A 16110-nucleotide genomic window follows, 5' to 3' on the forward strand; every position below is an offset into this window, starting at 1 on the left:
AAATTATGGGTACAGATTGAATGATGGACATGGTAAAATAAACGTAGAGTTATTTCAAATTTGATGTATTAAACAAGTCCGATCCCAGGATCGGGCTTTTACATAACCTTTTTACTTTTAATAGAAAAGGAGAATACGTTGGACATGTTAGTCGTTGCATATCGGGAACAGGATCATGACAAGTTGGTCGAGATCTGGGAGAGTGCTGTTCGGACAACACATACGTTTTTGGAAGAGCATCATATTCAGTTCTACAAAAAAAGTGGTGAGCGATGTGTTGCAACAAAGACAAGTCGAGGTTTGGGAAGTTCTGAATATGGAGCAACAACCGGTGGGTTTTATTGGTGTGGATGATAACTTTATCGAGATGTTATTTGTGGATCCGAGCCAACACGGACAGGGTCTGGGACGTCTTCTAATAGACCATGCCTTCAAAATCAAAGGCCGTCACCTCAAGGTGGATGTTAATGAGCAGAATACTGGAGCAGCCCGATTCTATCAAAAGATGGGATTTGTACAGATGGGTCGTTCCGAAATGGATAGTTCCGGTAATCCGTTCCCGCTGTTGCATCTGGAGATCAAACAGGAACAGGCCGAGAGATTGTCGTAATGGATAGACCACGTGATATAAATGACCAGGATGAGGAGTGTGCAGGATGACACAGATCAAGGTGACACCGGAACAACTGGAGACGGTCAGTGGGCAGTTCGCTCAGGCACATCAGCAATTATCGGGCTTCATGTCCACATTGGACGGCAAGATGAGTGTCATGCGCAGCAACTGGGATGGCATGGAACGGGAACGCTTCTATAGCGATTATTCAACCGCTCAAGGCACGATGAAATCTGTTCTGGAGCTGGTTCTGTCCATTCAGTCGGAGCTTAAGAAGATTGCCGAGCGTTTCCGCACGACAGATGAAGAGGCGGTGAGCCAGGCAATCATGACGGCGCTGACCGCAGCGCGGGCGCTATCAACCATGGGCAAAAATAAAGGCGATGATCTGGACAAAACGCCAGGTCCACCAAAGAACATGGATGAATGGGCTGAGAAGGATGCCGAGAAATACCAGAACTATGAGGAAATGCTGAAGAAAGCCAAAGAGATGGGTGACGAAGAACTGGCACAGCAGATTCAGGCCAGCATGAACATCATTCGACTTCAGTATGAAGATGTAATCTATCAGACTGACCCCAATACGGGCAAGACGGTGAAAATTACCGAGGATTCCATCGTAGGTACGTATCAGGTGAAAAGCGACAAGGGCGAAACGACTACCATCAGTCTGGATAAACAGGGCAATGTGGTGGACTATAGCAAAGATACGGAAAAGTATAGGTATTCGGAGCAAACGCACACGACTAGTCAAGGCGAGCATCTCTTTGGCAAAGCAGCACAAACGGCTACAGCATACGGCATTGGTCTGTTGCTCACAAGCAAGACGGGCTCTGCCTTCACGGAACATGCGACAGGACTAGGTTCATCCTTCGTCGCGGACAAATTCCTGTTTTCCGTGCCAGAGGAAGGCGAGACACGTACGATGATCTACCGTACCAATAAGGAAACGGGCAAAATGGAAAATATGATCGTGGTCACGCGTGGCGACAACGATATTGAATATACTCCGTGGCGGGATTACTATTAAGCCACGGATGGGGTCGGCAAGCGGGCAACGCAGGGATACCGGATTGCTGCCTGCTTGTCGACCCACACTTTTAGCCATGTGGTTGGATGACACATGGCTAAAAGTGTGGAGGGCAGGCGGCTTATCCGTGAGCCTGCCCATAGAGAAACACCCCGGCAACCTTCTCGCTGAGATGGAAGGTTGCCGGGGTGTTTTGGGTTGATCTTACCGATTCGCCGCGGTCGAAGGACCGGGCCGGAAGGGGATCTTTTTTTGCCAGAGATTAATGAGTCTCTTCATCCAGAAACGGTTTGTTCACCGCATAATACATAAAGCCCATTAGCAGCACACCACCCACCAGATTACCCAAGGTCACGGGAACCAGGTTGTGAAGCACACCTTCAAATGAGATCGTCCCCGGGTGATTCAGCACAAGTGCAATCGCGAACGTACACATATTGGCGATGCTGTGCTCATATCCCGAGATGAAGAAGCAGAACACAAAGAGCATCATGGCAAACATTTTGGCTCCATTCTCCTTCATGAACATCGGCACAAAGAACGCCATACATACAAGCCAGTTACACAAAATTCCCCGGAAAAAGAGCTGCATCGTCGGAACTTCCATCTTGTGCTCCACCACGCTTAACAGAAAACCATTCACCTGAGACGAATCGAACAATCCGGTCAGGTAGATTAACAAGGCAAACACGGCTGCGCCCATCAGGTTACCGCTATAACTCGCAATCCACAGCTTGATCACTTCGAACCAGCGCAGTTTCTTGCGCAGCGCCGCATACGTGTAATAAAACGTATTGCCCGTGAACAGGTCACCTCCACCGTACGCGATCAGGATGATTGCCGCGCCAAACGTAATTGCTGCCATCGGATAGGTAAACGGGGACTGCTCCATATAAAAGAAGTTACCTGTCTTAAACGCCACGATGACGCCGAATCCGATAAACATACTGGCCAGCATGGAGCGTGCGAGGTACCTAATTAAGCTTTGTTTGTAAATCTTGTGTTTCTTCAAAGCTAGTTGTTCCACGTTGCGTAAAGCTTCCGTTTCCATAATTCTCCTCCAATAGCATGGTGTCTTGCTTACCATTATAACGAAATTATGGAAATTGGGGAGGGGGACTTGGTTTATTGATTATAACTTCCTTGATTCGAATGCAGTACCCGCATTGCAGAAGAGCCAAAATCAGGATCGGATTGAAGTGATTCTAACGCGGATGTTGCACCATTAACTTGCTGATGTGCAACAAGAATATCAAAGGCAGCTCCTCTGACTAATATGTAGGCATTTCCCTCCAGCACTTCCTGAGCCAATTGGATCTCGGCTTCTGTGACGGGCAGTAGAGCGAGAGTTTGCAAGACGTAATTCTGTACATCCTCATCTTCTTCTGAGTCACGAACAAGTTGCACCGCAGCATGAAGGATTTCACCCAGAAGAGCAGAGGAGCCTGCCATGCCTAAAGCTCGCCATGCTTCGATACGGATGAGATCTTCTTCATGTGTATCCATGCCAATAGCGAGAACTTGCTGAGTAAGGTGATCATCGGTTAGTTCGATTAGATCACGAAGTGCTTGTAGTTTTTCTTCTCCGCTAATTTCGTTAAAATCAGGGTGTTCATTGTTGTTATTATGATTTAAATCAGACATGTCAGACATATCCTACCGTTCACCTCCTGAAGAATATTAAGATTGGGGTGGAAGCAGGATGGGACGGGCAGCCAAGGCTTCTTCCACAATCTGTTCAGGCGTCAGGTCTCGATCATCCCAGAAAATCAAATTGCTGATCTCCGCATGTGGAACCTGCTGCTGTAGCTCCGTCAACATGTCATCCAACTCGGCTTCCGTTCCTTCGGCATCCATCAGTTTGCGAACCAATTCTACCAAATGTAATTGATTGTCCATATCGATACCTCCTGAATGATTTATATCATGAACCAACTAGTCTTTCATGGGTTGATTCAATGGATCATATATAATGAGCACCGGAAAAAATTTGGGCTCAAGCATCAGACTAATGAGCTGTTCGTCTTGATCAGTATAAGAAATGAAATAGTTCCCGAAATGAGACTCGTAGATAAAGTCTTGGAATTGAAAGGAATGTTCGGGATACTTTATCTTCACATATAACGTAGTAACTCCTCGGGCTAAGGTCTCTTTTAACATAGGAATTTGGGCCACAATGATAGTAGCAATAAGAACAATTAGTATACGTTTAGCGAGACGGGTCAGATGGATTCACCCCATTATCGTAAATCAATTTTCACCAATTCATGAAGGCCCATCTCAAAGTAGATGTCACTCCATAAGGATACCAAGATTACCAAACTGCTCGCCGTTTTCCATACGTTCGAATGCGGTTGCTACGTCTTGCAACGGATATAAGCTATCGATTACAGGATGTATGTCATGTTGCTCCACGTATTGCAGCATCTGGATAAACTCCTCACGGCTGCCCATAGAGGTGCCGATCAGACTGATCTGCGGGAAGAAGATAGAGCGAATGGGTACGGTCAGATCATCCCCCGAGCTTGCACCATACATCACAATACGTCCACCTGGTCTGATTATATCAAAATATTTTGGGAACATGGCTTGTCCGATGCTATCCAAGATGATGTCCACAGGTTCCATATCGTTCTGCATACACCAATCGGCATGACTATCTAGTGCATGGGTAGCACCCAAGCGCAGAGCTTCATTTCTTTTGGCTTCACTTCTGGAGGTGACGCTCACCTTGGCACCAGCCGCTACCGCCATGAGCAGGGCATAGGTTGCTACACCACCGCCAATACCGGGAATGAGCACATGTTCACCTTGCTTTAATGTGCCGCGAGTGAATAAGGCGCGATAGGCCGTCAGCGCTGAAAGGGGCAGCACGCCTGCTTCCTCCCAGGATAGGTGGGCTGGCTTAGGCAGGGCATTTGCAGCAGGCAAAGTTATATATTGCGCGAGCGTTCCATCCGTAGGACCACCAATGATATCGGGTACGGTCGGCACTTCAGATGAATATTCCCAACCGAGTGTAGGATGGATAATGACTTTATCTCCTATCGCGAACCCTCTTACGCTTTCGCCAATCGCTACGATAATACCTGCTCCATCGGAACCGGGAATAAGCGGGATGTCCTGGGTTTCGCGTTCTGCCATGATGAATAGATCCCGATGGTTGATTCCAGCGGATTTTAATTGAATCTGCACTTCCCCGGCTTCTGGTGCCCGAGAGATTGAATCTGTATATTGAAGACCTGCAAGGCCGCTCTGGCCCGAATGGATAATAGCTTTCATGTTCAATATTCCTCCTGTCTGTGTAGCCAGATTTCACTACTGAGCCTCATTGTACAGACGGGGCAGATTCACGTAAAATGAACAAAAATGATTGTCAGTATCATTGAAAATAATAGATAAGCACTTTGCATGAATCGGATGATGCAGAATGCCGATATAACGACGAGCAGGTGATCAGGGTATGGATGCAGGTGATTTGAAAATATTTCAGGCGGTTGCCCGCGAAGGTAGTATCAGTAAAGCTGCGCTCTCACTTAATTATGTGCAGTCCAATGTAACAGCACGGATTAAACAGTTGGAGACTCAACTGCAAGTACCGCTATTTCATCGTTCCAATCGGGGGATGTCGCTTACACCAGCAGGCGAGAACCTGCTTGGGTATGCGGATAGAATATTGGAATTATTATATGAAGCAGAGCAGGCCACACAAGTGGGTAACCCACCAGCTGGCATGCTTCGTCTAGGTGCCATAGAGACAGCAGCTTCCACTTTTCTGACGCCGCTTTTGGCTGAATATACTTCATGCTACCCGGAAGTACAGCATTCGCTTGTCACGGGTGGGACCCATGAACTGAACCAGAAGGTCATCCAACATGAATTGCATGGAGCCTTAATATATGGCCCGATTGATCATCCTGAGCTGAACTATATGAAGATGTATGACGAGGAATTGGTGTTGATCGCTGAACCTGGAGCGCATGAGATGTACACGTTATTGTCCAGGCCGATGTTGTTTTTTGAGATCGGATGCACTCATCGCACTCAGGCAGAATCCTTTTTGAAAGATCAGGGTGTCCACACGCTTAACATCATGGAATATGGAACACTGGACACGATTCTGAATGGTGTATCTGCCGGGCTCGGTGTATCATTGCTGCCACGTTCTTCGGTTACCAAAGCAGAATTAAGAGGTGAGATCGCGGTGATGTCTGTGCCTGATCCTTATTGCCGGTTGGAAGTAGGATTTGTGTATTCCCGTGGTGAACATATATCTAGTGCGCTCAGCGCTTTGGTTGAGATTATTACAGAACCAGAACTATAAGAGGTTGTTCAAAAAGTCCGTTTATGAACATGCACTATAAAGGAGTGAGTGATCTTGAAAGAAACTCAGTTAACGTTGGCTGATGCATTTAATCAGGCAGACTTTATTGTAGGCGGTCACGGCAGTCGCCAAGTGAAGGTGCTTCAGAACGTACTGGAGCAGATCGATGGGGAGTTGTTTAGTGACCACTACGGGAACGGCCCCATCATCGAAGGATTTCAGCAACAGATGGCTGACGTTCTCGGCAAGGAATCGGCGGTGTTTTTCCCAAGTGGAACAATGGCGCAGCAGATTGCATTACGGATCTGGTGTGATCGTAAAGGGATAAAGCGAGTAGCTTACCACCCTCTGTGTCATCTGGAAATCCATGAGGAAGACGGATTGAAAGAGTTACACCAGATTGAATCGATTTTGCTGGCGGACAAGGATCGTTTGATTCGTTTGGAAGATGTACAAGCGCTCGATCAGGACATTGCCTGCTTGCTGTTGGAACTGCCGCAACGGGAGATTGGCGGTAAATTGCCAGCATATGAAGAACTGGAAGCGATCTCGGCCTATTGCCGTGAACGCGGGATTAAGCTGCATCTGGACGGGGCGCGTCTGTTTGAAATTACTCCCTATTACCAGAAGACTCCTGCGGAGATTTGCAGTCTGTTTGATACGGTGTATGTTTCCTTTTATAAAGGCATTGGAGGTATTGCGGGAGCCATATTGGCGGGAGATCCCGATGTGATGCAGGAATCGAAAGTATGGAAACGGCGGCACGGCGGTGATCTGATCGGTCTGTATCCGTATATTCTGAGTTCCCAGTATTATTTCAATGAACGGATTGGCAAAATGGAGCTGTATTACGAGCAGGCTCAAGAACTCGCCTCCCTATTGAATGCGTGTCACGGGATACATACATTGCCCGAGGTACCGGTATCGAATATGTTCCATGTACACTTTGCGCTCGCTGCTGCCGAAGTTGAACCCATTCTTGTGCAAATGGCTCAGCAGTATGGCATAGGAATGACTTCATATCTGAACAAAACGAGTGGGAACAGCTGTGCCTTTGAATTGTCTACGGGTGATCGTTATGAGAAAATTCCCCCGGATAAACTGCGTGCAGCACTGGAATGGCTGGATCAAGAGTTGCGTAAACAAGTGAGATAAGAAGTTGATTTTAGTGTTCGACTCTTTTTTGGGTAAGGTATTGCGCTTCAAGCAGAACTATTGAAATCACAACGGCTGATCAGTGGGGAAAAGTACCTTAAGGGGGAGTTCAAGTGACGTCGATAGAATTGGAACCGATTCGTGATCTTTTGGTGAAAGCCTACGATACGACAATGGGAGAAGGATGTACTCCTGAGACGCAACAGAGCATTGAGGATTTTGAGCAAAAGCATAATGTGAGACTGCCCGGAGCGTATCGTGCACTTTTGCTTGAATTCGGTGCATGTAACTTTGGCGATCCTGCCTTGTATTCAGTGAAAGAACTGAGCTGGGCTTATCCTGAATTTTTGGAAGTGTACCGTGAATATGAGGAAGAATATGAGTTGCCAGCTGACCTTCAACCTTTCCCGATTGGTGGATTTGGTGAAGGAAGTATGGGTATACTGGATCAGACCTCCGGCAAGGTGCTGATGTTGATTCACGATGCAGGGGAAACTCCTCTGCGGGAGATTGCTGTGGACTTTAATGAATTAATGACGATGCTGGCTGAGTCGGCAATCTGGGTTCAGGAACAGATGAATTAACAGGCTAAACGGAAGGAAGCGCAACAGACTTATGGATATCCGAAAGTTAAGATACTTTATCACGGTGGCAGAAGAACTTCATTTCCACCGTGCAGCGGAAAAATTAAATATGACGCAACCACCGCTGAGCCAGCAGATTCAGAATTTAGAGGATGAGCTTGGCGTGAAGTTGTTGGAGCGCACCAGAAAAATGGTTCGTCTCACCCCGGCAGGTGCCGTATTTCTGGAACAGGCCAGACTGATCATGGCCCAGCTTGAACGATCCATTCAGCTTACACAAAAGGCAGATCAGGGCATCATCGGGCATATATCCGTAGCTTTCGTGGATTCGGCTTCGGGGAGCATTATGGTGGATGTCCTTAGAAAATTTCGCGCTGCGTATCCGCAGATTGAATTGACGCTGCGTGAGATGACTTCATCCCAACAATTGCAGGCACTGGAAGACGGACAGATCCATATTGGATTTTTGCGATATCAGGAAGATACCCGCCATGTCTCGTTCCGCCCCTGCCAGATGGAAACGTTGATTGCCGTATTGCCAGATCATCACCCGTTGGCTTCTCAGACTCAAGTTTCAATTCGAGAACTGGCGGATGAAGATTTCATTTTATTCCCACGGCATCTGGGTTCTCCGTTCCATCGTCTCGTTCTGGATTATTGCAGGGAGCATGGCGTAGATCCTCGAATTACGCAGGAAGCGATTCAGATGTATACGATTGTGAATCTCGTTGCGGCGGGCATGGGTATTTCCATTGTTCCCTCCTCGGTGGATGTGTTCCAGCGTAAGGGTGTAGTCTTTCTTCCATTAGAAGAAAGTCCGCCCTCCGTACCGTTGTACACGGCATGGCGGACGGATATGAATCAGGAAGTGATATCCCGCTTTATGAACTTTGTTGAGGGGGAATATGAGTTGCACTAAAGGTTATTTACACTTACACTGCGATGACAGAACAACCTTCCAACCGCTGTTATCCCCAGATTTTTTCGATCCCTTTTCTCAAGGGGAAAATCTGGTGATAAAGGCGAGGTGTATGCTTTCGAAGTAGCTTTCTTGCAGAAAGATTTTAGCTCCGCTTTTTCAGGTTTTTTCTGTCCTCTCCGTTATCGTGTAAATGATTAGTTCAACTTAGTATGGTCTGAGTAGTAAAAAAGAAACTATCCCGTCTTGGCTGGATCATGCTCAATCCATGGATTCAATATTTCGTCGATGCGCGCCATGATCTCAGAGTCCAGTTTCACACCGGAGGCTTTTACATTTTCAAGTACCTGCTCTGGTCGGGATGCACCGATAATAACGGAACTGACATAGGAATGTTGTAGAACCCATGCCACAGCGAGTTGGGGGAGAGTTAGACCAATCTCTTTAGCGAGTGGAACAAGTTGTTGCACAGCGGTAAGAACATCTTCACGTAACCACTGACCAGCCAGTTTATTGAAAAAGGGTGCTCCTGCCTCAGCAGCTGCACGTGATCCGGTGGGCAACGCTTCGTTAGGCGCATACTTGCCTGATAGTATACCCTGAGCGAGGGGAGACCATGTAATCTGTCCAAGTCCTGCTTGGTCGCTTGCAGGCACCACTTCTTGCTCAATCACACGCCATAACATTGAATATTGGGGCTGACTTGCAATAAAGGGTACATGAAGTTCCCGCGCCAAAGCGGCTCCTCGTGCAATCTGATCCGCGTTCCATTCACTTACGCCAATGTAGTGAACTTTGCCCTGACGCACCAGATCGGAGAATGCCAGAAACGTCTCTTCCAGCGGAGTGTTGTAATCATAACGGTGAGCGTAATAGACATCGATATAATCCGTCTGTAGCCGCCGTAATGAACCATTGCAGGCTTCCATGATGTGTTTACGTGAAAGTCCACGGTCATTATGACCTGTGCCGGTTGGGTGACAGACTTTGGTGCACAGTTCAATGCTTTCTCTTCGTATATCTTTGAGAGCCTGTCCCAAGACAGTTTCTGCCTTGGTATTCGAGTACACGTCTGCCGTATCAAATGTGGTAATACCTGCATCCAATGCGGTTCGCACACAAGCTTCTGCTATTCCATCCTCGACTTGCGCTCCGTGCGTAATCCAGTTGCCCAGTGAAATCTCACTGACGGTTAATCCGCTGTTTCCTAACTTGCGATATTCCATTTCGATGCCGCCTCCCTATGTGATCTGGACTCCATTGTAACAATGGCAGATTAATAGGTGAAATATCTTTTAACCCCATCTTTGATACGAAAAAAGTATCAGTATATCTACATTTTCTCCTGGATGTATTTGCGATAGAGGGCAGGTGTAATCTCCTCGAACTTTTTGAATATTTTGATAAAATACCCCGATTCATTAAATCCCAGCTCATCACTGATCTGTGAGACAGGCATGTCGGTGACCTCCAGCAATTGCTTGGCCCACTTAATTTTGAGTTTTGCCAGGTAGGTGGTGAAGTTCTCACCCGTTTCCTTGGCAAACAGTCTGCTGAAATAACTCGGACTCAGGTGGCATAGATCGGCCATTTGTTTGAGAGAAACTTGTTCGCTTTTGTGACTGTGAATGTACTCAAAAGCAGGCTGGAGCACCGGACTGGAGCTTTTCGCATCACTTGGGCTGTTCTTGAGATAGGCATCCGCAATCGCATTGGTCATCTCTTTTTTGATCGACTCGATATTACGAATGGAGTAACCCGGCAGAATGGTGGAGAGGTTCAGAGACTCCTGATTGCCTGAGGCTTTCTCGAACATTTCAACTAACAGATTTTTGTTTAGCGCTTCTTCCACAATGTAGTTGCAGAGCAGGGATAACATGTTGGAGATTTTCACAATCTCTTCATAGGTCATCACAGGCAGCTGGGCGTAATCGTCCTTTAATTCCTCCAGCTTGGCTGCATGCATGGGTACGTTTTTGGACGTGACAATTTGCTCCAGCTCGGAACCCTTTTCCGGATCAGCGAGTTTCACTTGTCCTGCCATGACGGCACCGATATATTTGCCATCGATCGTGATCGGAATCGCGATATCTATAATATTGAAATGGCATAAATACACATAAGGCTCATTCAACCGAACCGCTTCCAGACCACCGCGCGAATCACATTTTTGGCAGTAGGGGAGCAGCTCGGGGTCTTTACGTACATTCTGGCAGAAGGCCTGACAGCTGCTGTGACTGGTTACGGGAATGCCTTTATAATCAACGGTGAGGATCGCCAGTTTGGTTACTGTTGCGAGAGAATCTTGTAGACGCTTCCATTTATTAAGGTCGAGAATTTTGTTGATATGCAGATATTCTTTGATCATTGGTGCAACCTCCATAGGCTAACCTGATTCATAATTTAGGCCGTTAAAAGTTAGCAAGTTGTACATATTAAGATGTAATGATGACGGGTAATGTATAATGGGAGGTCAAAATTCAACCATCTCATGACAATAAGATACCATGATTGTGCCAAAAAGCAAAAAATTACGATTGTAAATTATAATAATTTGTTATCAAAGTCCACTGTAAACCTGCTGCTCATGCGTTATATTAAGGTCAATTGTAAGAAATTAAAATTTGATGTAATCAATACACTATTTCATATCCTTAGGAGGCATATATTATTATGAGAAAAGCATTTATCAGCCCAACCAAATATGTACAAGGCGAAGACGAGTTGTTGAACCTGGGGTATTTTGTTAAATCCTTCGGAGAATCTGCCTTGTTAATCGCACATCCGGATGATGTTCAGCGTGTCAAAGCAAAGCTGGATGCAACAGCAGAGAAATTCAACATTACGTTTGTTGAAAGCGGTTTTAAAGGGGAATGTTCCCGTGAGGAAGTTGCTCGTCTTCAAGCGATCGCGAAGGAAAAAGGATGTGACTCTACCATCGGTCTTGGTGGTGGTAAAGCCATTGATGCGGCCAAATGTGTAGCAGAAGGCGAAGCACTGATTATCTGCCCAACGATTGCGGCAACAGACGCACCGACAAGTCACTCCGCTGTATTGTACACACCAGAAGGTGCTTTTGATGACTATGCTTATTTCAAACAAAGCCCAAGTGTGGTTCTCGTTGATACAACGGTAATTGCGAATGCACCAACACGCTTCCTGGTATCCGGTATGGGAGATGCGCTCTCTACATACTTCGAAGCAAGAGCAACAGCGAAATCCTATTCCCGTGTAAACGCAAGTCTGCCAATGGGTTCCCGCGAAGGATATACCCCATCTGCAGTAGGTACCAATGCGGCACTCGCATTGGCAAAATTGTGTTATGAAATGCTGCTGACTGACGGTGCAAAAGCAAAAGTAGCCAGTGACAGCAACGTTGTGACTCAAGCACTGGAAAACATCGTTGAGACGAACATTCTGTTGTCTGGTCTTGGATTTGAAAGTGGCGGTCTGGCCGCAGCACATGCGATTCACAACGGCTTGACTGTTCTGGAAGGCACACATCACTTCTTCCACGGAGAAAAAGTATCTTTCGGTACGATTGCACAACTCGTTCTTGAAAATGCACCTACTGAAGAGCTGCACGAAGTCATGGACTTCTGTCTCGAAGTGGGACTGCCGATCAGTTTGGCGGATATCGGTGTAGACACGATTAGTCAGGAAGAGCTGTTGAAAGTTGCCGAGATCGCTTGTATTCCGGAAGAATCCATTCACGCCATGCCGTTCCCAATCACCGTTCCTGAAGTGGCTGCTGCCATTGCAGCGGCTGACCGCATGGGTCGTGAGTACAAAGCAGCTCGCCGGGAGGTAAAATAATGAAAAAAATTATTAACCAGGCCGAACATGTTGTTATGGAAATGTGCAACGGTATTGCCCTTGCACACCCGGAGCTGGAATTTCTGAAAAAATATAAAGTCATCAAACGCAGAGAGATTCAGGCCGATAAAGTCAGCCTAATCAGTGGCGGCGGCAGTGGACATGAACCGGCTCACGCTGGTTATGTCGGTAAAGGCATGCTGGATGCAGCGGTATGTGGAGATGTATTCGCATCTCCATCCCAAATCCAGGTGTATCAAGCAATTAAGGCAACAGCCAGCAATAAGGGCACACTTCTGATCATCAAAAACTACAGCGGCGACATGATGAACTTCAAGAATGCAGCACATCTGGCTGAAGAAGATGGCATCGACGTACAATATGTGCGTGTTGAGGATGACATCGCTGTACAAGACAGCTTGTATACCGTTGGACGTCGCGGCGTTGCGGGAACTGTACTGGTTCATAAGATTGCTGGAGCAGCAGCAGAAGAAGGTCGCAGTCTGGCAGATGTGAAATCCGTTGCCGAGAAAGCAGCTCAGAACGTTCGTAGTATTGGTTTTGGATTCACATCCTGTACCGTACCTGCCAAAGGCACGCCTACATTCGAAATTGCTGAAGATGAGATGGAATTTGGCGTAGGGATTCATGGTGAGCCAGGGATTCGCCGGGAGAAAATCGTATCGGCTGATGAATTGGCAGGGCGTATGGTCGAAGCATTGCTCGCAGATATGAAGTTGGATAAGGATGCTTCTGCTGAGATCGCAGTGCTTGTAAATGGTTTTGGCGCAACACCTTTGCAAGAGCTTTATCTGCTCAACAATTCCGTTCAACGTGAGCTTGCAGGACATGCAGGTCTGAAGGTCGCTACTACGTTTGTAGGCAACTACATGACAAGTATTGATATGGCGGGTGCATCGGTTACGATCCTGAAACTGGATGAGGAACTAAAAACGCTGTTGTTCAAGGAAAGTGATACACCTGCATTTAAAGTGTCTGGCCCTCCAGTAGCACAAGTGGCGTATTCCGAAGCACTGGAAGCTGTTGTGGGTGAAGACGCTCCCGTATCTTATGAAGTGGAGACGGATGCATCAGCTGCGGTAATCGAAGGCAATCAATTTTCACTGGACAATGTCGTCTATCTGATCGATAAAATGGGTGAGATCATCATCAAGAACGAGGTACCGTTCTGTGAACTGGATTCCCATGCCGGTGATGGCGATTTCGGTATGAGTGTGGCAAAAGGCTTCCGCCAGTTGAAACGTGAATGGAATCACATCATTAACGAAGATAAAAAAGACATCGGATCATTCCTCGATGCATGTTCCTTGGTCATCATGGAATACTGCGGCGGCGCATCCGGCCCGATCTGGGGTTCGGCATTCCGTGCGGCTGGCAAAGCAGTAGGGGATAAACAGCAATTAAACGTTGCTGAATTTGCTGAGATGATCCATGCAGCCGTGCAAGGGATTCAGTCCACTGGAGAACGTTCCTTCGGACGTGGTGCCGTTGTAGGTGATAAAACCTTGATTGATGCGCTCGTGCCGTGTGCCGATTCCTGGACACAAAGTGCGGAGTCTGGCGATGACTTCAAAACAGCATTTGCCAAAGGTGCAGCAGCAGCCGTTGAAGGCGCGAAGAAAACCGAAGATATCGTGGCACGTATGGGCCGAGCAGGTACCGTCGGCGATCGTAGTCTGGGCTACCCTGATGCTGGCGCGTATGCGCTGGGTGTTATTTTCACAGAGTTATCCGAGTCCATGAAGTAATGTAGTCGGCAAACACGCAAAAACTCGAATTATTCAATGAAAAAAATAAAATTATGAATTCATTTCAATACAAAGTGCAGTATCACATAGTGATACTGCACTTTGTATTGAAATGAACGTTTTTTTATCTTTAGAAGATTTACTGATATTAAATAATATGTGTAGAGAAGTCTATAAACTAAAACGTTAAAATCAATCGTGGTCGTACTATCTAGGTGATCACGCATCATGACTCTGCAAAAGAATAAATGATTTATTCTCTGCTTCATGAATCAACTCTCAATAACTATGCACCAACTCTCATTAAGAACTACATCCAAATCAGGGAGAGTAAGGGTGGAGCGAGAAAAATTCTTTTTTGTAATGACTTCATCTTCGTTATCATGGCCGAACCAAAGATGCCAGATTTCCAAGTTTATTTCTTTATTAAGTGAAGTTACATAAGTATACAATTCCTTCGTCAAATTTTTAGCAGAAACATCGAATTTATAAATATGATTGAGATCAGTATATTTGCTCATTATTTTTAAAGCATAAGAAGCATCTTCTATGTGAAAACAATTAGAAGCTTCTGGATCGCCATAAAGAACTTTTGCATTTTCATTCATTTCTTTCCAAGGAATCAAGCCATCCGGGACATTCATACGAATCATATCACCGACAGTTAAAACCTCTTGCCCACTAAGTTTGATTTCGGGGATCGGACGATCTGCTGCTATATAGAATACGAAACTCATCTTGAACTTCATCCTTCCTTGATTAGTTCTATTCTCATATTATTGCAATTAAAGAGAAAATATTCAATATAATATAATAATAATACGTCAAAAATTACATTATATTTACAAATTAATAATAGTGTTATACAATAAATTTGTTAATATATTGTAAAGAAATAAAATAAAGAGAGGTGAAGATATAATAACAAAAAAGTGGATATTATTTATTTTATTAGTTTTAATTGGTTTGTCGACATTTCTTATTATACAATTTAGTAAGGAGACTGATCGTTCTTTTGTTGTACTTACTAATCAGGAAATTGAGCATTTAGATTTTAGTTCACAATATGAACCTTGGGGAGTTTCTTATATAAACTCTAAGTCTCATTTTTCAAAACATATTAATAATAAGAAAAGAATAAAAGTCGCAATTATGGATAGTGGTGTAGATGGCACGCATCAGGATCTTGAACGGGTGTACATATCACACTTTAACGCTATTTCTCCCCAAAATGAGGCAGTAGACAGGCTGGGCCACGGAACTGCTATGGCAGGTATTATTTCAGCAAATGACAATGGAAAAGGTATTATAGGTATATCCTCCAATGTAGAAATCTCCTCTATAAAGGTGCTGGATGATGAAGGAAAAGGCGATTTAAATAGTTTTGTAAAAGGAATCGAATGGGCAATCAAACAGGATGTCGACATCATTAATATGAGCTTTGGGATTAAAAGGGACGATCCGCGTTTGAGGTATGCTATTGAAGAGGCCTCAAAAAATGGAATAATTTTAGTAGCAGCAGCAGGTAACAATCCGGCTATGAGCACTCAATTTCCAGCAGCTTACGAAAATGTGATCTCTGTTACCGCTATTGACCATTTAGAGAACTCTTATCCCTATGTATCTTTGGGGAAAATTGATTTCAGTGCTCCTGGTGTCAATATTCTAACGCTGCAACCCAATAATGAATACCGTGTTTTTGACGGTACATCATTCGCTGCTGCTCATGTTACTGGAATCGTTGCTAATCTTCTATCATCTAAAGAGTATACGAAAAACGAGAAGATAACTGAACAAATCAAAAAAGAACTTATTCTCATCTCAAAAGATCTCGGTGAACCTGGATATGATCCGATCTATGGGAATGGCTCTTTGAGTTTCGATGAAAATAAATAGTACA

15 protein-coding genes and 1 pseudogene are annotated in these 16110 nt (G+C 45.5%); 9 read left to right on the plus strand and 7 right to left on the minus strand.

Annotated features, from left to right (window positions below; all coding sequences use genetic code 11):
• Positions 1–138 precede the first annotated feature (138 nt).
• Positions 139–610: pseudogene (locus V6669_RS04605) on the plus strand (acetyltransferase).
• Positions 611–656: 46 nt separating this feature from the next.
• Entirely contained in the window at positions 657–1643 is a 987-nt protein-coding gene (locus V6669_RS04610) for a WXG100 family type VII secretion target (protein WP_338591114.1), read from the plus strand.
• A gap of 262 nt (positions 1644–1905) precedes the next feature.
• Here the strand turns inward: V6669_RS04610 and V6669_RS04615 are convergent, their stop codons facing one another.
• From V6669_RS04615 to V6669_RS04630, 4 genes are all read right to left on the minus strand, one after another.
• Positions 1906–2694 (minus strand): formate/nitrite transporter family protein, encoded by a 789-nt coding sequence (locus tag V6669_RS04615; protein ID WP_017690511.1) that lies wholly within the window; start codon positions 2692–2694, stop codon positions 1906–1908.
• 74 nt (positions 2695–2768) lie between these two features.
• Positions 2769–3296: a hypothetical protein gene (locus tag V6669_RS04620; RefSeq protein ID WP_338591119.1), complete on the minus strand. Its 528-nt coding sequence runs from the start codon at positions 3294–3296 to the stop codon at positions 2769–2771.
• 27 nt (positions 3297–3323) lie between these two features.
• Positions 3324–3542 (minus strand): hypothetical protein, encoded by a 219-nt coding sequence (locus V6669_RS04625; RefSeq protein WP_249911782.1) that lies wholly within the window; start codon positions 3540–3542, stop codon positions 3324–3326.
• A 393-nt stretch (positions 3543–3935) separates the two neighbouring features.
• A complete protein-coding gene (locus V6669_RS04630) occupies positions 3936–4925 on the minus strand; it encodes a zinc-binding dehydrogenase (RefSeq protein WP_338591126.1) in 990 nt (329 codons plus the stop codon).
• A gap of 181 nt (positions 4926–5106) precedes the next feature.
• On the opposite strand from V6669_RS04630, the gene V6669_RS04635 reads away from it, so the two are divergent.
• The 4 genes from V6669_RS04635 to V6669_RS04650 all read left to right on the plus strand — a co-directional run bounded on the left by V6669_RS04635 (position 5107) and on the right by V6669_RS04650 (position 8625).
• Complete coding sequence (locus V6669_RS04635; RefSeq protein WP_338591128.1) at positions 5107–5967, plus strand: LysR family transcriptional regulator; 861 nt, start codon at positions 5107–5109, stop codon at positions 5965–5967.
• A 54-nt stretch (positions 5968–6021) separates the two neighbouring features.
• Positions 6022–7122, plus strand: a complete 1101-nt coding sequence (locus V6669_RS04640) for a beta-eliminating lyase-related protein (protein WP_338591130.1) — start codon at positions 6022–6024, stop codon at positions 7120–7122.
• A gap of 113 nt (positions 7123–7235) precedes the next feature.
• Positions 7236–7706 (plus strand): SMI1/KNR4 family protein, encoded by a 471-nt coding sequence (locus tag V6669_RS04645; protein WP_338591132.1) that lies wholly within the window; start codon positions 7236–7238, stop codon positions 7704–7706.
• A 31-nt stretch (positions 7707–7737) separates the two neighbouring features.
• Positions 7738–8625 (plus strand): LysR family transcriptional regulator, encoded by an 888-nt coding sequence (locus V6669_RS04650; protein ID WP_338591134.1) that lies wholly within the window; start codon positions 7738–7740, stop codon positions 8623–8625.
• A gap of 236 nt (positions 8626–8861) precedes the next feature.
• Here V6669_RS04650 and V6669_RS04655 read toward each other — a convergent pair whose 3' ends face one another.
• Positions 8862–9851 carry an aldo/keto reductase family protein gene (locus tag V6669_RS04655; protein WP_338591136.1) on the minus strand — a complete coding sequence of 330 codons (990 nt, stop codon included), beginning with the start codon at positions 9849–9851 and terminating at the stop codon, positions 8862–8864.
• 107 nt (positions 9852–9958) lie between these two features.
• Complete coding sequence (locus V6669_RS04660; RefSeq protein WP_338591138.1) at positions 9959–10993, minus strand: PocR ligand-binding domain-containing protein; 1035 nt, start codon at positions 10991–10993, stop codon at positions 9959–9961.
• Between the two features lie 305 nt (positions 10994–11298).
• On the opposite strand from V6669_RS04660, the gene V6669_RS04665 reads away from it, so the two are divergent.
• Complete coding sequence (locus V6669_RS04665; RefSeq protein ID WP_338591140.1) at positions 11299–12441, plus strand: glycerol dehydrogenase; 1143 nt, start codon at positions 11299–11301, stop codon at positions 12439–12441.
• Complete coding sequence (gene dhaK, locus V6669_RS04670; RefSeq protein WP_338591142.1) at positions 12441–14210, plus strand: dihydroxyacetone kinase subunit DhaK; 1770 nt, start codon at positions 12441–12443, stop codon at positions 14208–14210. Before V6669_RS04665 ends, dhaK begins: the two co-directional genes overlap by 1 nt.
• Before the next feature lie 272 nt (positions 14211–14482).
• Here the strand turns inward: dhaK and V6669_RS04675 are convergent, their stop codons facing one another.
• On the minus strand, positions 14483–14947 hold the full coding sequence (locus V6669_RS04675) for a hypothetical protein (RefSeq protein ID WP_338591144.1): 465 nt from the start codon (positions 14945–14947) through the stop codon (positions 14483–14485).
• A gap of 229 nt (positions 14948–15176) precedes the next feature.
• On the opposite strand from V6669_RS04675, the gene V6669_RS04680 reads away from it, so the two are divergent.
• Entirely contained in the window at positions 15177–16106 is a 930-nt protein-coding gene (locus tag V6669_RS04680) for a S8 family serine peptidase (RefSeq protein WP_338591146.1), read from the plus strand.
• Positions 16107–16110 lie beyond the last annotated feature (4 nt).

The organism is Paenibacillus sp. Y5S-9 (genome assembly GCF_036894235.1).
In the GTDB taxonomy this organism is placed as follows: domain Bacteria; phylum Bacillota; class Bacilli; order Paenibacillales; family Paenibacillaceae; genus Paenibacillus.